The sequence below is a fragment of the Telluria sp. ZT3P25 genome (assembly GCF_059685895.1).
Genome location: NZ_JCASIJ010000001.1, coordinates 2,417,691 through 2,435,973 on the forward strand (window position 1 = coordinate 2,417,691; position 18,283 = coordinate 2,435,973).

Below are 18,283 nucleotides of genomic sequence, written 5' to 3' on the forward strand. Positions count from 1 at the left end.
GCAAATCCCTTCAATGCGGACGTTGCCTGCGCGTCGTGCAATGCCTGTGCGGCATCCAGCTGCCTCACCGTTTCACCCATTTCCTTGACAGTCCCGCAGGCAGCCTGCCGCACCTCGGTCGTGATCAACAGGCCCTTGGCCGCGCGCGCCACACCGTGCCCGTCGGTACGCAGTTCCCACCCTTCCCCACGCCTGTCCCTGCGACCACGATGGTCTTCGATGCGCGTGATGAGGCCCAGTGAAAGCTGGCTATGCTGATGATCGCTTCTGAGCTGCGCCTGGATCTCTCCGCTCGTGTCGTCAAGGATCAGGTGATTGCCGCGCCCGTCCGCAGAACTGCCCCCGGATCCCAGCTCGCGGCTGCGCAGGCCCGTCAACGCGCGCTGCCCGGGCACATCCCACGGCGGCATGTTACTGCCGTTAAAGACCGCCCCTGTGATGATCGGGCGGTCCGGACAACCGTCCAGCCACTGGACGACAACCTCCGTACCCACCCTGGGAATCGCTGCCGCGCCAAACTCTGCGCCCGCCCAGGCGCTTGACACACGGATCCAGGCGGAACTACGGTCATCGTTGCTGCCCTTGCGATCCCAATGAAATTGCACGCGTACCCTGCCGTATTCATCGGTGCAGATACTGTCCTGGCCAGGGTCACCCACGACGATCGCCGTCTGCGGCGCGAGAATCCGTGTCTCCGTGCTGTTGAAATGCCGCCCCGGTCGCCAGGGGACGGATCTGGCGGAGCATGTCGCCCAGTTACGATAGGAGACCTTTTCTCCCACCGTTTGCAGATAGTTGTTCGTCGCAGTATGGCGTACCGAAATAATCAGAAACTCGTCCTTCCCGGGCCTGCTCGCCTCGCGCGTTATACCGTAATTGAAATGGCCCAGCAGACGGAACCAGCGACCCGGCATCAGGAAGCGATTGTTGCCCCTGGCATCGATATGCTTGGCGATGGCTTCTACTTCTTCCATGCGAACGAGGCTGAGCGCATTTCCGTGATTTCAGTCCTTGAAACCGTAGGCGCCAGCATATCCATAGGATTCGATCAATGGCACCAGGCCCTGCTTGCTCACCGTTGGCGTCGTGACGCTGCGCGGTCTCGCATTTTTGAAATTAACACTGTTCAGCGCGACGCTTGATACCGCAAGATGCCTTACCTGCGACCAGTAATCGATGGCATCTTCTTCCAGTGCATTACCTTCTCCGTGAAAGCGCACGTCGGCACCACCGTCGATCGGCGACGCCAATGTGGAATTGCAGCCAATGATCAGCGTGTGACCAGCAGCGTCGTGCTCATACCAGTAGTACCACCCAGCGTCTTCCCAGCGCCGGCTCAGGTAATTGAAGTCGCTTTCGTTGAACTGGCAGGCATCGTGCATCACCGGATCCTGCGCCGTCACGCGCCATTCCCAGCGCGACAACACGCCATAGTCGCGAAAGATGTCATCGGCCTGCGCTCGCAAGCGCATGCCATGAAACAGATAACTGTCATTGCGCAATGCCAGGAATTTCAGCCACGGGCCAAGGATGGCTTCATAGAAAGTGACGCCACCATCGCATCGGCAACGACGGAAGCTGAACACGTAGCCAGAAAAATAGCGCAGGCTGCCATCCTGGCGCACGAGTTCGATATTCAGCAATTTTGCCAACATATCCTTGAGCGCGATATTGGGATCATCGGCCAGCAACTCGACCGTGAAAATGAAATCCCGCGACAGGTATTCCTCTGCATCGATCCGGTTCACCAGGAATTGGGCGCGCGGTGCATCGTCGTTCGGAAACGAAAGGCGCAGGATTCGATTGTGCTGCTGATCGTGCAAGAGGTCTTGAAACGCGCGGCGATCGATAGCCATGTGTGATCCTGGGGTAGGAGGAATGAACTCCCTGCAGCGAACGCGACAGAAAAAGTTCAGCCGCTACACTACGCTGATGCCGCCAGATCAAAGTTGACCAACGTCAATGTGCTGTTTTGCGTTTGCTCCACAGCGCCACAATGCGTTATTGATCAACTTGATTGACCAAAAGCGTCGCTGGGCATCACGGCAAGCTGCGAGGTTGCTTTTGCGTGCACAAAAAAAAAGGCCCCGCAGGGCCATTGAATCCGTTGGAGGGCGTGCAGTTCAATGCACCGCGCCCAACTGCTGGCGCAGCGTGACGATGAACTTCTCCTTGTCGAACAGCGTCAGCACGTCCTCGCGCCCGTCGATGCCCGGTACTTCGAGCACTTCGGCGCTGTCCTGGCGCATGTCTTGCGGGCCGTTCACGCGCAGCAGTTGCGGCGATGGGCGGCGCTGGGTGTCCGGCAGCGACAGGATGGTGTCGACGCGGTCGACGATCAGGCCGAACCGCTCGCCGTCGTGCTCGAGCACCAGGATGCGGCGCGCCGCATCGGCCGCCGGCGCTGCGGCTAGCGGCGCCATGCCGTACAACAGGCGCAGGTCGATCACGCACACCATCTGCTGGCGTACCTGAAGCATGCCGTGCACGCAGGCCGGCATGCCGGGCGGACGGGTGACGGCACCGTCGAAGTCGACGATTTCGCGTACCTGGCTGATGTCGGCGGCCCAGCCGGTATCGAGCGAAAACGCCAGGTACACCTGGCGCGCGCCGGTGATCTTGCGGGCAGCGCACGCGGCGCCGGCTTCTTGTGCATACAGGCGGCGATGGCCTGCGCAGATGTCGCTCACTTCCGACTCCGAGAAAAGATGGTCATGGTCCAGGAACAGGCTGTCGCCCAGTTCCCCGTTAGGCAGGCAGCCGCGGTACATCGCGCCGCGCGCGGTGCCCAGCAGCGGGATGGGCAGGATGTCGGTGTCGAAGTACGGGCGGATATCGTCGACCGCGTCGACCAGCAGGCCCAGTTGTTCGTCGCCGATGCGCACGATCAGCACCCGCGCATCAAGCGGCTCCGACTGCGACGGGCCGCAACCGAGCAGCGCGCCGAAATCGACCACGCCGACCGGCACGCCGCGCAGGTTCAGCCAGCCCTTGCACAGACGGCCCACCATCACCGATGGCAGCAGTTCGGGCACGCGCATGATTTCCTGGATCGCTTCCATCGCCAGCGCGAAGCGCAGGCCGCCAACGGTAAACGAGATGCACTTGCGGCCCTGCGCCTGGCGCAAAAAACGCATGCGCCAGGCGTCGCGCGCCACGCTGGCGTGGGCGCGCACCTGGGGCACGTTGTCGATCCGCACCAGCGCATCGGCGTCGAGCAGTTGCAGCACGCGCGCGCCATCGGCCAGCGTGATCGTGCCGGCGACGACGCCGCGCGCAGCGCCCTGTTGCCAGTACAGGCCGGCGCGCTGCTCGGGCCGCACGCGCAGCACTTCGCCGGTGGCGTCAAACACGAGGCCCACCTGGATGTCGTCGACATCGATGATCACCACGCGCTGCTCGCCCGTCACGCCGGGTGCGGCCGCGTCAAAGATGCGGCCCAGGTTCAGCAGCGGGATCGCCGTGCCGCGCAGCGTAAAGATGCCCTCCAGGCAGCATGGCGACAATGGGATCGGCGTGATCCGCGCCGGCATGCCCACTACTTCGCGCACGTTCAACGCCGGCAGTGCAAACTCCTGGCCGGCCAGGAAGAACGTCCCTATCACTTCCATGCCGGCTGCTTCGCGCAGCACGCGCGCGGCACCGGCCATCTGTCGTTCGATGGCCGTCACGGCCGCGTGAACATCCGTCATCGTTGCAGTCTCCATGTTCATGCCGCCAGCGCCTCCTGTTCGCGCGCGATGCGCACCACGCTGAACGTCTGCTGATCGCAATCGATCGACAGGCGCCGGCCCTGCGAGCCGCCCACGTCCTGGAAACTCACCTGCAGACCGCGCAGCGACAAATGCGAACGGGCCGCTTCGATATTGCGCGTGCCGACCGCGCCGCCCACCGGGCGCAGGTTCAGCATGCGCGCGCCGCCGGCGATGACGACGTCGACTTCGTCGTACTGCTCGCGCCGCACGCCCATCATCGCCAGCAGGCGCGGCACGGCGGCGCTCACGTAACGGGCCGAGCCCTCACCGGCTTCGACGCCATCGGGCAGGAAGCAGTGCGCCAGGCCGCAGCGGCCCTGCTTGCGCCAGATCATGCCGATCCCGACGCAGGAGCCCAGCAGCGCGGTCAGGACCTGGTGGCCGTGGCCGATCTGCATCTGGCCGGACAGGACATGCGACATCTGGCTCAGGCTTTGCATACTCATGATGGTTCTCCGCCGATACGATAAACATGGGCCTGCTCGAACGCGAACGCGGTCTGCAGGCGGGTGATGGATTCCTGTTCGCCCAGGACCAGGCGGGCGCTTGGTCCCATCGCGGCCCGGGCGCCGGCCAGCACCTGCTGCTGGTGCTCGGCGTCGAAATAGATCAGCACATTGCGCAGCATGACGAGGTCGAACGCGGCGCCCCGTGGCGGGCGGCCCAGCAGGTTGTGCTGGTCGAAGCGCACGTGCTGCGCGACGGCCGGATCGACTTGCACGCCATCGCCATGCGCGATCAGGTACTTGCGAAACAGGGCCGGACGATCGGCCTCGAAGCGTGCCACGCTGCGGCCGCGGTAGGCGCCGGCGCGGGCCGTGGCCAGCGCCGCATGCGAGATGTCGGTGCCGAGGATCTCGAAGCGCAGGCCGGGTGCGTGCGCCTGGTATTCGAGGCAGCTCATGGCCAGCGAATAGGCTTCTTCGCCGGTGGCGGCGGCGGCCGACCAGATGCGCAGCGGCGCCGCGCGGTGTTGCGCCGCGAACGCTGGCAGGAACGTCTCCGACAGCCAGGCCCAGACGGCCGGCGTGCGGAAGAACACCGTGTCGTTGGTGGTGACCGAGTCGATGAACGACGTGACCTCGGTCCGGTCGCTGGCCAGGCGCTCGATATAGCCGGCCCACGAGGCGATACCCAGCGCGCGCAGGCGCGGCAGCAGGCGCCCCTGCAGCAGCACGCGCTTGTGCTCGTTCATCGCGATGCCCGTGTGCTGGCGCACCAGGGCGATCAGGGCAAAGAGATGGTCGTCGCGCAGTTCCATGGCCGTTTCCCCGTGCTTCAGACCACGAAGCGGGCGACAGTGTTGTTCAGGTGGGTCGCGTGCTCGTTCAGGCCTTCGGTCGAACGGGCGATGCTGTCGCACGAACCGGCCGACCGCTCGGTTTCCTGGGCGATGTAGAGGATCGCGGCCGAAACTTCCTTGGCCGTGAGCGACTGCTCGCTGGCGCTGTCGGAGATGTCGGCGATCGCCAGCGAGGTCTTGCCGACGCCACTGGTGATGCGGTCGAACGCTTCGCTGGCCTGGCGCGAGATTTCGCTGCCCTGCGCCACGCGGCGCACCGACTCATTGATCAGCTTCGAGATTTCCTTGGTCGCCTGCGACGAACGCTCGGCCAGCTTGCGCACTTCGTCGGCCACGACCGAGAAGCCCAGGCCGTGCTCGCCGGCGCGCGCCGCTTCGATGGCGGCGTTGAAGGCGAGCATATTGGTCTGGCCGGCGATCTCGCCGATGACCTTGACGATCTCGCCAATGTCTTCGGACGACTGGTTGATCATCGCCATCGCTTCGATCGAGCGGGCAATCGCCTTGGCGCCGATCTCCGCTTCGTCGCGGGTCGACTGGGCCAGGCTGTTGGCTTCCTGCGTGCTGCGGGCGATCGTGTTGATCGACGCGGTCAGGCCATCGACCGACGCATTCATCTGTTCCACCGTCGCGCCCAGTGCCTGGGCACTGGCGGCGACCGTGTTGGAGCGGTCGGCGATGCTGCGCGACGAGACATTGAGCTTGCCGGCGGCCGAGACGGCGTCGCCGATCACGCCGCGCAGGTCGCCGATCATCTTCATGACGCCGCGGCCCAGTTCATCGAGCGGTTCGGTGCCGCCCGTGTCGATCGTGCCGGTCAGGTCGCCGGCCGAGGCGCGCGCGACCTGCTCGAGCAGCAGACCGACCTTGCGGCGCTCGTCTTCGGCGCGCTGCACGGCAGCTTCTTCGAGCATGACCTGGGCGGTGATGTCGGTGGCGAACTTGACGACTTTGACCGGCTTGCCGTTGGCGTCGAAGATCGGGTTGTAGGTCGCCTGGATCCAGACGGTCTTGCCGTTGTTGCCGTGGCGCTTGTAGCGGCCGGCGTCGAATTCACCGCGGTTGAGCTTGCCCCAGAAGCGGCGATACGCTGCGCTGGACGCATATTCGTCATCGCAGAACACACGGTGGTGCTCGCCGCGCACGTCTTCCAGCGCGTAGTCGAGCAGGTCGAGGAAATTGGCGTTGGCGTCGAGCAGGATGCCGCTCATGTCGAATTCGACCACGGCCTGGGCGCGGCCGATGGCCGACACTAGGCCGGTCGTCTCGGCGGCGCGGATTTTCTCGGCCGTGATGTCGGTGGCGAACTTGATGATCTTGGAGACGCGGCCCGAGCTGTCCTTGACCGGATTGTAGGACGCGTTGATCCAGAATTCACGCCCGCCCTTGGCGATGCGCTTGTACTCGGCGCGGTCGGACTTGCCAAGGCCAAGGTCTTGCCAGAAACGCGCATAGGCGGGCGAATCGATCAGCTCGCGCTCGCAGAACATCGAGTGATGACGTCCCGCCAGCTCGGCGTCCGTGTACCCCGTCACGCTCAGGAAGTTGTCATTGGCACGCAGGATGTTGCCGTTCAAATCGAACTCGACAATGGCTTGGGCGCCGTCGAGCGCCGAATAGATCGCACGCAGGTCTTGCAGCGCATCAGGCGATTCCAGATAGATCGTTTCCATAAATTCAATGAATGAGGTGGGGAGGAGCGCCGGGGCCACACGACGCAGAGGCATGCGTGAATAATGCACCATTTGGCAAACACAGTAAATCCAGCAAATCCAATGTATTGATTCCCCATGGATATTTGTTGCTTTGAAACAACATCATGACCTTCGTAGCGGCCTTGCTGGCCGTTGTGCGGCTTATTCATCCACTAATCAGGTCAATACAGTGTTTACGTGAAACAACTAAATCGATCAAAACGAAATATTTTTCTTGAGAAAGTCGGCAAAGTCGATAAAATTCGCTGCATCAACAATCCAGTAAAACCGATACCATGACGAACTCGACAAACAACCGTACGACCCACACCGACCCGCTGTTCATGCGCTGGCTGACGGTCCTGCTGTTCTGGACGGTGCTGCTCACCGGCACCAAAGCGTTTGCTGCCGATTCCCAGACCGTTGACGTGCGCCTGCAAGCCTTCCAGGTCGTCACCCAGGACAAGGGCGGCGAAAAGCTGGTCCCTGCAACTGAAGCCAATCCTGGCGACACGATCGAATACCAGGTCACCTACCAGAACAACGGCAAGTTGGCCGCGAAGGCAGTCGCAGCGACGCTGCCGGTGCCTGAAGGCGCGATGGTCTACCTCGACGGCAGCGCAGCGCCGAAAGCCGTTCAGGCCAGTCTCGATGGCAAACAGTTCAGTCCCCTGCCCCTGACCCGTGAGGTCATCCGCAACGGTCGCCGGACCGTCGAGCCGGTCCCGCCTGAGCAATATCGCTTTTTGCGCTGGGAACTGGGCGATCTCGCGCCCGGCAAAGCCGCCACCGTGACCTCGCGCATGCGTGTCGCTGCGCCGCCGTCGTCCAGACTGGCCCGCTCATAACCCCTTGACCTGCCTGACGCTTCGGCGTCGCGCTCGAATACCGCAGAAATAGTTGTCATTTTATTAACTACCTGGTACCGCAAGAACCCGGTTCAACCCTGACGCACCAACGTCTCCTTACAAGGAAGCAGCCATGAAAACCCATCTCAAGCTCGTCGCCGCAGCAGCGCTGCTGGCAACCGCCAACGGCGCCTACGCCGCCACTGCGGCCGGCACCCAGATCACCAACCAGGCCACCGCCACCTATAACGATTCCACCGGCACCAGGACGGTCCAGTCGAACACCGTGATCACGACCGTGCAGCAAGTCGCCAGCCTGACCATGCCGGCCGGTACCGCCAAGAGCGCCGGCGCCGGCACCTCGGTCACCTACGCCCACAGCGTGACCAACACCGGTAACGGCAGCGACACCTTCGCCCTGTCGCAAACCAGTACCGGCGCGCTGAACCTGACGGGCGTCGTGTTCTACGCGGACGCCAACGGCGACGGCGTGGCCGACAATGCAACCCCGATCGCCACCACCGGCGCGCTGGCTGCCGGCACCACCTTCCGCTTCGTGGCCGTCGCCACCCTGCCGGCCGGCGCCGTCAACGGCAACACCAACGTGCTGACCGTCCGCGCCACCAGTGGCTTCAACGGCGCGATCGCCGCCACCAGCATCGACACCACCACGGTCGCCGCCGGCGCCGTGATCGACATCACCGCCAACTCGGCCGGCGCCGGTGCACCGGGCGCAGGGCCTGGCGTCGAAGCCGCTGCCGTGGAAACCAAGACCACGACGGCCGGCACGATGACCTCGTTCGTGCTTTTCCTGAATAACACCGGCGGCAGCCCGGACACCTTCAATCTGCAGGCCAGCACCGACGGCACGTTCGGCACGCAAATCCTGCCAACGGGCTGGACCGTGGTCTTCAAGGACGCCAACGGCGCGGTCATCACCAACGCCACCGTCGCCGCCGGCGCCAACGTGCGCGTGACCGCCGAAGTGACCCCGCCAGCCGGCACTGCGCCAGGCACGACCGACCTGTACTTCCGCGCCATCTCGGGCACCACCGGCGTGGCCGACCGCATCCACGAAGCCGTCACGGTTGCCGCGGCCGATTCGCTCGTCGAGCTGGTCAAGACCCAGGCCCTGGATGCCAACTGCGACGGCGCCGCCGATACCGCGTTCAGCAGCGCACCGATCGTGTCCGGCGCCGTGCCGGGCGCCTGCATCCGCTACCAGATCGTCGGCACCAACAAGGGCGTGACCACCATCAACTCCATGGTCATGACCGACACGATCCCGGCCAACACCACCTACCACGCCGGCGCCCCGGCCAACACGCTGCTGGGCTCGATCCTTGCGCCGGCCGCCGGCCTGGTCGGCAGCGTCTCGGCCAATGTCGGCATCCTGCTTCCGGGTCAGTCGAACACGATGGCCTTCGGCGTGAAGATCGACTGAGTGAACCGGCGTAATCCATAGCAAAACCAACGCAGCGCCGCTCCGGCGGCGCTGCCTTCGAATTCCCAGACTCTCGCGCGCCATGACGACCCTCCTCCGACACCTCGTATTTCTCTGCATGAGCCTTGTCCTGTGGTCGTCCTGTGACGCGGGCGCCGCCATCAACAACCGTGCCAGCGCAACCTTCGTCGGCGCGGCTGGCACCAGCATCACCATCGAATCGAATACCGTGCGCGCCGTGCGCCCCGATTCGATCACGTATTTCACCTCGGCCGCCTACAGCCGCGTGGCGCGCGCAACCGAACTCAACGGCAATCTGTTCCTCCAGGTCGATGCTGCCGAGTGCAACATCGACAAAAATGTTGCCGAGCAGGTCAGCGTGACGCTGATCTCCACCCTGACGGGCGACCGGCAAGCGTTCCCGGCGCGCGAGACGGGCGCCGACACCGGCGAATACCGCTTCAGCGCCATCGCCGCGAGCCACAACGAAGACGACGACCACGAGGACGACGATGGCGACGGCACCATCGAAGTCATGAAGAACGATACCCTGCTGGCCAGCGTCGAAGGCTGCGGCAGCGGCATGATCCAGACCGCGATCCTGGTCGACCCGATCGGCATTGTCTACGACAGCCGCAGCAACCTGCCGCTGCCGGGCGTGAGCGTAACCCTGATCGACGTCAGCGGCGCCGGCAATGGCGGCGCGCCAGGCGCGCCGGCCCGGGTATTTGGCGTGGATGGCGTCACACCGGCGCCAAGCACCGTCATCACCGATCGCGGCGGCATGTACCAATTTCCGCTGGTGGCACCAAGCCTGTACCGTCTGCAAGTGACCGCGCCGTCGAACTACGGTTTCCCGTCGAAGCGCGCCATCGGCGAACTGCCCGCGGGCCGCAGCACCAACCTGTACGGTTCGTTCGGCGGCGAATTCACCGTCAGCGAGACCTCGGGCGTCGTCACGATCGACGTGCCGCTCGACCCGATCCCGGGCGTGCTGTACGTCGAAAAGAACGCGTCGCGCGCCATGGTCGAAGTGGGCGACGTGCTCGATTACACGGTGCGTGTCCACAACACCGCTGAACAGCCGCTGGTGGACGTGATGGTCGAAGACCGCCTGCCAGCCGGCTTTTCGTTCGTGCCGGGCACGCTGCGCATCGATGGCGCTCTGGTGACCGACCGGTTCGAAAACCGCGGCCCGACGCTGCGCATCCCGCTCGATACGCTGGCCGCCAGGTCGAACCGCGTGCTGCGCTACCGCGTGCGCATCGGCGGCGGCGCGCTGCAGGGCGACGGCATCAACCGCGCCCAGGCCACCAGCGGCGCCCCGCTGGCGCTGGTCTCGTCGGTGGCCGCGGCCAAGGTCAAGGTCGAAGCCGGCGTCTTCAGCAGCAAAGGCTTCATCCTGGGCGACGTATTCGCCGACTGCAATGTCAACGGTCAGCGTGACCTGGGCGAGCCGGGCATTCCCGACGTGCGCATCTACCTCGAAGACGGCAGCTTCTCGCAGACCGACGCCGATGGCCGCTACAGCTTTGCCGATGTGGCCCCGCGCACCCACGTGGCGAAGGTCGACCTGAGCACGATGCTCGCCGGCCGGCTGGCCGTTCTGTCGAACCGCAATGCGGGCGACGCCGGCAGCCGCTTCGTCGACCTGAAGGACGGTGAACTGGCGCGCGCCGATTTCGCGCTGAGCGGCTGCAATCCCGACGTGCTCGAGGCGATCAAGGCCCGGGCCGCCCGCCTGCGCGCCGTGCTGGCCTCGGCCGCCGTGCTGACCGCCCCGCCCCCGGCCGCTGCCAAGGCCGCGCCCGCGCTGGACCTGGCCACGGTCACCAACCGTCTGGGCTTCATCGGCCTGACCGATGGCGCGGTGCTGCCGCACGCCCAGCCCACGATCCGCGTCAAGGGCGGCGCCGGTTCGGGCTTCACGCTGCTCGTCAATGGCGTGGCCGTGGACGACAGCCATATCGGCAAGCAGGACACGGTCGCGGCGCAGGCGCTCGAGCTGCGTGACTATGTCGGCGTGACCCTGAAACCCGGCCACAACCTGATCGAAGTGCGCGAAACCGACAGCTTCGGCAACCCGCGCGGCAGCAGCGTCGTGGACGTGGTCGTGCCGGGCGCCCTGGCACGCGTGTCGGTGGCCCCGCTTGTCGAATCGGCCCCGGCCGACGGCCGCTCGCTGGCGATGGTCGCCGTGCGCCTCGAAGACGCACATGGCGTGCTGATCGCCGAACGTACCCCGGTCACGCTGGAAGCCAGCGCCGGCCAGTGGGACCAGCCCGACCTCGATCCGCGCGAGCCTGGCCACCAGGTCTTCGTCGAAGGCGGCAGCGCCGAATTCGCGCTGCGCACGGCGCCTGACGCCGGTGAAGCCCGCCTGCAAGCCACCAGCGGCCTGCTGCGCGCGAAGAACACGCTGCGCTTCCTGCCGGCCCTGCGCCCGATGGTGGCGGCCGGCGTGGTTGAAGGCGCCTTCAGCCTGAACCGCAGCCGCGGCAATACCGCGACCCCGCTGCGCGATTTCGACGGCTTCGAAGACCGCCTGCGCCACGTGGCGGGGGGCGAAACCGTCAACGCCGGCGCCCGCGCCGCGATGTTCGCCAAGGGCCAGATCGGCACCGATACGCTGCTGACGATGTCGTATGACTCGGACAAGGACACCGAACCGAAGATGTTCCGCGACATCAACCCGTTTGCGTTTTACCCGACTTACGGCGACGACGCACGCCGCGGTTTTGAGGCGCAATCGGCCGGCCGCCTGTACGTCAAGGCCGAGCGCAACCGCTCGTACGTGATGTTCGGCGACTTCGTGCCACCAGGCGTGACCCCGGCGCGCAACCTGGGCGCCTACAACCGCAACCTGACGGGCCTGCGCCAGCACGCCGAACTGGACGGTCTGACGGTTGACTCGTTCCTCAGCTACGACAGCACGCGCCAGATGGTCGAAGAATTCGCCGCCAACGGCACCTCGGGCCCGTTCCTCACCGGCGGCGGCCTGATGGTCATCAACAGCGAGCGCATCGAAATCATCGTGCGTGACCGCGACCAGACCGGCGTGATCCTGTCGCGCCGCGCCCTGGTGCGCTACGTCGACTACGACATCGATCCGCTCAGCGGCCGCATCCTGCTGCGCGCCCCGGTGCCGAGCCTGGACGAGAACCTGAACCCGGTCAGCCTGCGCCTGGCGTACGAAGTCGATCAGAACGGCGCGCGCTTCCTGGTCGGCGGTGTCGCCGCCCAGTACCAGATCGGCAGCCACGTCGACCTCGGCGCCAGCGTCGTCGAAGACCGCAATCCGGCCGCCCCGACCCGCCTGGTGAGCGTCAACGCCAGCGTCAAGCCGGACGAAAAAACCGTCGTCATCGTCGAAGCGGCGCAGATGGAAAAAGCCGGCCTGTCGGGTCGCGCCGCACGCTTTGACGCCAACCGCACCGACGGCAAGCTCGAAAGCCACCTGTTCCTGGGCCGCGCCGACGCCAACTTCGACAATCCATCGGCCAACCTGCCGAAGGGCCGCACCGAAGGCGGCGCCAATGCGCGCTACCGCTTCAGCGAGCGCACCAGCGTCGGCCTGGAAGGCCTGCACACGGCCGACCTGACCACCGACGCCACCCGCAACGGCGTGCAGCTCTTCGCCGGCTACGCGTTCGAAAATGGCCTGCAAGCGGAAGTGGGCATGCGCCATTCACGTGAAGAAGGCGGCGCCGGGGTCATCGTGGCCCAACCCGACCTGACCAGCGTGCGCGCCAAGCTGGGCATGCAGATTCCTGGCCTGCCGCAGGCCGGCGTGTTCGTCGAAGGCGAACAGGATATCCACGACAATGGCCGCCGCATGGTGGCGCTGGGCGGCGACTACCGCTTCGCCGGCGGCAGCCGCGTGTACGGCCGTCACGAACTGATCAGCAGCCTGGGTTCAACCTATGCGCTGAACAAGGGCCAGCAGCGCCACGCCACCGTGTTCGGCGTCGACACCGACTACATGCACGACGGCCGCGTGTTCTCGGAATACCGCGCCGGCGGCACCTCGCCAGCGGGCACCGTGACCGGCGAGCGCCAGGCCGAAGCAGCCCTGGGCTTGCGCAACCTGTGGACGCTGGGCGACGGCGTGCGCGCCAACACCAGCTTCGAACGCGTCAAGGTGCTCTCGGGCGCCAACAACAACGAAGCGATCGCGCTGACCGGCGCCATCGAAGTGAGCCGCCATCCGACCTGGACCGGCAACGCCCGTCTCGAACTGCGCCACGGCGCCGACAGCGACGGTCTGCTCTCGACGCTGGGCCTGGCCTACAAGATCGACGACAGCTGGACCTTCCTGGGCAAGAACACGCTGGCCGCCACCCGCTCGAATGCCAGCAAGACCATGCGCGTGACCGAACTGCTGCAAAGCGGCGTGGCCTACCGCGCGCTGCAGTCGATCGGCGTGAACGGCCTGGCCAAGTACGAGTACAGGCTCGAACGCGACGATGGCCTGGCTGACCTCAAGCGCGCCGTGCACGCCGTCTCGGTCGGCGCCAACTGGCAGCTGCGCCTTGATACCACCGTCAGCGCGCGCTACGCCGCCAAGATGGCGATGGACCAGTCGAGCGGTTTGTCGAACCGCACGGTCAGCCACCTGGTGGCCGGCCGCGTGACCCATGAGATCAATGCCGACTGGGACATCGGCGCCACGGCGCAGATGCTGATGGACCGCGACACGCGCGGCCGCCAGTACGCTGCCGGCATCGAGGCGGGCTACCAGCTGCAACGCAATATGTGGGTCTCGGCCGGCTACAACCTGCTCGGCTTCAAGGAACGCGATCTGGCCGGCGCCGACGCCACCGCCAAGGGCGTGTACTTCCGGGTACGCATGAAGTTCGACGAGAACACGCTGCAAGGCCTGCTCTCGGGCGACCTGCTCAAGTAATCAAGGATACCGACATGACTTTCGCACTGCTCTCGTCCCGCCTTCGCCATGCCTGGCTGCGCGTCTTCGTTGCCCTCGCCTGCCTGCTCGGCGCCCTGCCGGCCAAGGCCGACTGTACGGTGACCGGCGCCTGCATTACCGCCGGCCCGCGCCTGGCCAGCGTCGACACCGGCAAAAGCGCCCTGCTCGGCCCGCTGCTGGGCGGCATGCTCGGCACCGGTACCTCGCTCAATGCAGTGGACTGGAATGCGCTGGCCGGCGGCAACCTGAACCTGCTCGGTTTCCTGAACGTGCTCAAGACGGATCTGGGTGTATCGACCCCGGCGCAGGCGCTGAGCGCCAACGTCACGCTGGCGCAGGTCGCCAACGCGCTGGCGGTCCAGGCGCAGGCCGAGGCCAGGCCCCAGCTGGCAGGGGCGTTATCGGGCCTGGCCTCGCAACTCAATGGCGTGGGCGGCACCGTGCGCCTGGACGACCTGCTCAAGGTTACGGCCGACACCGGGTCGCTCGGCACCAGCACGGTCAATGCGCTCGACATGTTCACCGGCCTGGTCCAGCTTTATAACCGGCGCAACGTGCTGACCACACCGCAGCCGGTCGGCATCTCGGGCGGCCTGCTGGGCGCAACCGGCGTGGTCAACAGCCTGCAACTGTATGCGCAGGTGATCGAGCCGCCGGTGTACGTGTGCGGGCCGACCGGCTCGACCTTCCATTCGGCCGCGATCCGCCTCAAGCTCAAGATGGACCTGGTGTCGCTGGCGCCGGCCACCAATTCTCTGGTGGGCGTGGGCCTGCTGCAAAGCGCGTCGGTCGGCATCGGCAAGCTTGACGTGTACGTGGAAGTCGCGCGCGGCCAGGGCAGCTTGACCGCCGTGGACGCCACCACCAGGGCCGTCACGCTGCAGGTGGCGCCGGGCGTGTCCGACATCTTCATCGGCAAGATCGATGACAGCGTGTTTTTCAACCGCACCCGTGCGATTCTGGACTCGGACGTCGACTTCGGCACGATCGGATCGCTGCGGGCCGCCGCGCTGGGGCTGTTGCCGGTCGATATTGCACTCGACATCAAGAGCATCGTGCGTGGCCAGGCGCCGTTCGCGACGAGCGTGACGATGTCGGGCACGTTCCCGCAAACGCGCACCGTGACCTCGAGCACGACCTTCATCACGAACGCAGCCAACAGCCTGGTGACAAACCTGCAGGTGCGCAGCATGCCGGCCCTGGGTCTCGTGCAGGGCGCCGTCGAACCGCTCGTCAGGACACTGGTGAAGAACGTGGTGAGCCCGCTGATTGCGCCGGTGCTGAGTGGCGTGGCCGATCCGCTGCTCAAGCTGCTGGGCATTGGCCTGGGCGAAATCGTGGTGACGGTCGAAGGCATTTGCCAGACCTGTGACGACTTCAAGCTGACCAAGGCGGTCGACAAGAGTAACGCCACGCCCGGCAGCACGATCCTGTACACGATCACGTTCCAGAACAGCGGCACCACGACACTGACGCAACTGAAGATCGAAGACACCACGCCGGCCTTTACGACCTACGCCGACAGCAGCTGCGGGACGCTGCCCGCCAGCCTGGCCTGCACGGTGGCGGTCAAGCCCGACGTGGGCGCAAACGGCAAGGTCGAATGGGGGATTACGGGCACCCTGGCACCGGGGGCGAGCGGCACGGTCACGGTGACGGTAAAAGTGCAATAATGCACCATCATCCAACACCACAAGTTACAATAAAGAAACGAGTTATCGCGTTTCACTATCGTAATTTGTGATAATTTGATAGATTGTTGACTTGCCTATGCGTATTAGTTGCGCATCCAGGTGGCTGCATCCGGCTTTTCCCGACACGCGCTCACCACGAGAATGCGGGTCGGGGCCGATGATCAGCCCCCTGGTCGGGAGGCTTTTAATCACCTGCACAATTCTATTACATGATATCGCACAGCAGCCCAGCGCCGGCGCCGACCGACCCCGCTTCCGCAGAAGTCTGCTCCACAAAAGAGGCCGCGAGCCTGCTCGGCGTGTCGCACCGGACCGTGCAACTCTGGGTCGAAAGCGGCGTGCTGCAAGCCTGGAAAACTGCCGGCGGCCACCGCCGTATTCTGCTGACATCGGTGCACCGTCTGGTCGCGCAGCGCAATCATGCAGTAACTGGCGGTCACCCTGCGCCATCGCCCAGTGCCAGGTCGGCGCCCGCCGGCCGGCGCATCGTGATGGCCGACGACGACGCCACCCTGCTGCGCCTGTACGAGCTGGAAATCTCCGGCTGGGGCCTGGCTGCGCAGCTGATCAAGGCGCGCGACGGTTTCGACGCGCTGATCCGGATCGGCGAAGCCCGGCCCGACCTCTTGATCAGCGACCTGAACATGCCGGGCATGGATGGCTTCCGAATGGTGCGTACGCTGCGCGCCGACCCGCGCTACCGCGGCATGGCCATCATCGTCATCAGCGGCCTGGATCGTGCGACGATCACGTCGATGGGTCTACCTGATGACATTCCGGTATTTTCCAAGCCGGTACGCTTCGCCGATCTGCGCACCCGGATCGAACACATCTTCAGTGACATGGACGCGGCGGCGACGCCGGACTGACAGGACCCACATCATGCACACCAAGCCGGACCGACACCCACTGGTTGCCCCGACTTCGCCTGCCCTGCATGCCGTTCCCCAATCCGACCAGGCACGTGTCCTCGCGCTGCACGAACTGGCCCTGCTCGACACCCCGCCCGAAGAACGCTTCGACCGCATCACGCGCCTGGCCTGCCGCCTCCTCGGCGTGCCCATCTCGCTGATCGCCCTGGTCGACGCCGACCGCCAGTGGTTCAAATCACGCGTGGGTATCGACCTGCACGAAACCACGCGCGTGACCTCGTTCTGCACCCACACGATCCACCATGAAGACGGCCTGGTGGTCGATGACGCGCGCCTCGATCCCCGTTTTGCCAACAACCCGTTCGTCACCGGTGCACCCGACGTGCGCTTTTATGCCGGCATTCCGCTGGCTGCGCCGGATGGCAGCCCGGTCGGCGCCCTGTGCGTGATCGACACCCAGGTCCGCCATTTCGATGACGAGCAGATGGCCACGCTGCGCGACCTGGCCGCCATTGCCGGCGACGAACTGCGTGCGCGGCCGGCAGGTCGCCCGGCGCCGGAAGGCTGGGAAAAAGCGCTGGTGGCCCACCTGCCCGACGGCGTCCTGATGCTCAATGCACAAGGCAATATCGTGGCCGCCAACCCGGCAGCCGAATCGCTGTTCGGCGCCAGCGGCCCGATGCTCACCGGCCGGCCGCTGCGCGAACTGATGGACGAAGACCTGTTGCGCCGGCGCCGCACGGGCCAGTTGCGCGAAGGTACGCGCTACGAGGCGCTGGCGCGGCGCCTGGATGGCAGCCGCTTCCCGATCGAGTTTTCCTACTGCCGCATGACGTGGGCAGCGCGCCCGAAGTTTGCCGTGACGGTGCGCGATATTTCGCAGCGGCGCGCCGCCGAAGAGCGCAACCGCGCCACCGACGAGCGGCGCCGGCGCCACTTCGCCACTGCCACCCACGAACTGCGTACGCCGATGTCGAGCGTGCTGGGCTTTTCGGAATTGCTGCTCAAACGCGAGTTCGATCCTGTCGTCAGCCGCGAACTGGTCGAGATCATCCACCGCGAATCGGCCCGTCTGGTCAGCCTGGTGAACCAGCTGCTCGATCTGGCGCGCATCGAAGCGGGCGGCATCGACGAGCTGCGGATCGACGCCGTCCCGGTGGCCGATCTGGTGACGCGGACGCTGGCGTGCCTCGACGGCCTCGGCCAGGCACACCGCGTCAGCACCGACATCGTGCCCGACCTGCCACCGCTGGCGGCCGACGCCCAGAAGATGCAGCAGGCGCTGACCAACATCGTCAGCAACAGCATCAAGTATTCTGCGCCCGGCACACCGATTTTGCTGAGCGCCGCGCCCGAACAATGGGGCGAGCGGCCGATGGTGGCGATCCGCGTGCGCGACCGCGGTATCGGGATGACACCCCAGCAGCAGGCCCAGGTCTTCGAGGCTTTCTATCGGGTGGACGGCGATTCGGCGGCACCAGGCAGTGGCCTGGGGCTGACGATCCTGAAAGAGATCGTCGATCTGCACGGCGGACGTATCGCGCTCGAATCCGAGCTGGGCGTGGGCACCGACGTCACGCTCTATCTGCCCGTGGCGGGTGGGCCGGACGGCGCAGCCTAGGCGCCCCGGTGACGCATCTGTTGCAAGGGGTCACCGCTTGTTAGCGTACACGGCGGTTTGTCTTGACACGCCAATGCTAACCGGTAAAATCAGCAACCATGAAAATTGCCACTTATTAAGGCATC

At 65.5% G+C, this 18,283-nt stretch carries 10 protein-coding genes and 1 pseudogene; 6 read left to right on the plus strand and 5 right to left on the minus strand.

Annotation, left to right across the window (positions count from 1 at the left end; genetic code table 11):
* Positions 1–35: 35 nt before the first annotated feature.
* The 5 genes and pseudogenes from AC56LY_RS10800 to AC56LY_RS10820 all read right to left on the minus strand — a co-directional run.
* A pseudogene (locus tag AC56LY_RS10800) lies at positions 36–1,856 on the minus strand (type VI secretion system Vgr family protein); the annotation flags it as partial.
* 267 nt (positions 1,857–2,123) lie between these two features.
* Positions 2,124–3,692: a chemotaxis protein CheW gene (locus AC56LY_RS10805; RefSeq protein WP_499579200.1), complete on the minus strand. Its 1,569-nt coding sequence runs from the start codon at positions 3,690–3,692 to the stop codon at positions 2,124–2,126.
* Positions 3,693–3,709: 17 nt separating this feature from the next.
* On the minus strand, positions 3,710–4,201 hold the full coding sequence (locus AC56LY_RS10810) for a chemotaxis protein CheD (RefSeq protein WP_183553253.1): 492 nt from the start codon (positions 4,199–4,201) through the stop codon (positions 3,710–3,712).
* Positions 4,198–5,016, minus strand: coding sequence for a CheR family methyltransferase (locus AC56LY_RS10815; protein WP_499579202.1), 819 nt, complete (start codon positions 5,014–5,016; stop codon positions 4,198–4,200). Before AC56LY_RS10815 ends, AC56LY_RS10810 begins: the two co-directional genes overlap by 4 nt.
* A 17-nt stretch (positions 5,017–5,033) precedes the next feature.
* The gene (locus tag AC56LY_RS10820) at positions 5,034–6,731 is read right to left on the minus strand and encodes a methyl-accepting chemotaxis protein (protein WP_499579203.1); all 1,698 of its coding nucleotides are present in this window, start codon (positions 6,729–6,731) and stop codon (positions 5,034–5,036) included.
* A gap of 317 nt (positions 6,732–7,048) precedes the next feature.
* Here AC56LY_RS10820 and AC56LY_RS10825 point away from each other — a divergent pair, with 317 nt between their 5' ends.
* The 6 genes from AC56LY_RS10825 to AC56LY_RS10850 all read left to right on the plus strand — a co-directional run bounded on the left by AC56LY_RS10825 (position 7,049) and on the right by AC56LY_RS10850 (position 18,158).
* Complete coding sequence (locus tag AC56LY_RS10825; RefSeq protein WP_499579205.1) at positions 7,049–7,600, plus strand: hypothetical protein; 552 nt, start codon at positions 7,049–7,051, stop codon at positions 7,598–7,600.
* 133 nt (positions 7,601–7,733) lie between these two features.
* Entirely contained in the window at positions 7,734–9,044 is a 1,311-nt protein-coding gene (locus AC56LY_RS10830) for an NEW3 domain-containing protein (RefSeq protein ID WP_499579207.1), read from the plus strand.
* Between the two features lie 118 nt (positions 9,045–9,162).
* Positions 9,163–13,950 (plus strand): hypothetical protein, encoded by a 4,788-nt coding sequence (locus AC56LY_RS10835; RefSeq protein WP_499579208.1) that lies wholly within the window; start codon positions 9,163–9,165, stop codon positions 13,948–13,950.
* A 14-nt stretch (positions 13,951–13,964) separates the two neighbouring features.
* On the plus strand, positions 13,965–15,644 hold the full coding sequence (locus tag AC56LY_RS10840; protein ID WP_499579210.1) for a hypothetical protein: 1,680 nt from the start codon (positions 13,965–13,967) through the stop codon (positions 15,642–15,644).
* Positions 15,645–15,874: 230 nt separating this feature from the next.
* Positions 15,875–16,534, plus strand: coding sequence for a response regulator (locus AC56LY_RS10845; protein ID WP_499579212.1), 660 nt, complete (start codon positions 15,875–15,877; stop codon positions 16,532–16,534).
* Between the two features lie 13 nt (positions 16,535–16,547).
* Positions 16,548–18,158, plus strand: a complete 1,611-nt coding sequence (locus AC56LY_RS10850) for a sensor histidine kinase (RefSeq protein WP_499579213.1) — start codon at positions 16,548–16,550, stop codon at positions 18,156–18,158.
* The last annotated feature ends 125 nt before the right edge of the window (positions 18,159–18,283 follow it).

Bases quoted from the DNA above. Each gene is read 5' to 3' on its own strand.
- AC56LY_RS10810 (WP_183553253.1), bottom strand. From the start codon at position 4,201: ATGAGTATGCAAAGCCTGAGCCAGATGTCGCATGTCCTGTCCGGCCAG.
- AC56LY_RS10835 (WP_499579208.1), top strand. From the start codon at position 9,163: ATGAGCCTTGTCCTGTGGTCGTCCTGTGACGCGGGCGCCGCCATCAAC.
- AC56LY_RS10815 (WP_499579202.1), bottom strand. From the start codon at position 5,016: ATGGAACTGCGCGACGACCATCTCTTTGCCCTGATCGCCCTGGTGCGC.
- AC56LY_RS10845 (WP_499579212.1), top strand. From the start codon at position 15,875: ATGATATCGCACAGCAGCCCAGCGCCGGCGCCGACCGACCCCGCTTCC.
- AC56LY_RS10820 (WP_499579203.1), bottom strand. From the start codon at position 6,731: ATGGAAACGATCTATCTGGAATCGCCTGATGCGCTGCAAGACCTGCGT.
- AC56LY_RS10850 (WP_499579213.1), top strand. From the start codon at position 16,548: ATGCACACCAAGCCGGACCGACACCCACTGGTTGCCCCGACTTCGCCT.
- AC56LY_RS10840 (WP_499579210.1), top strand. From the start codon at position 13,965: ATGACTTTCGCACTGCTCTCGTCCCGCCTTCGCCATGCCTGGCTGCGC.
- AC56LY_RS10830 (WP_499579207.1), top strand. From the start codon at position 7,734: ATGAAAACCCATCTCAAGCTCGTCGCCGCAGCAGCGCTGCTGGCAACC.
- AC56LY_RS10825 (WP_499579205.1), top strand. From the start codon at position 7,049: ATGACGAACTCGACAAACAACCGTACGACCCACACCGACCCGCTGTTC.
- AC56LY_RS10805 (WP_499579200.1), bottom strand. From the start codon at position 3,692: ATGACGGATGTTCACGCGGCCGTGACGGCCATCGAACGACAGATGGCC.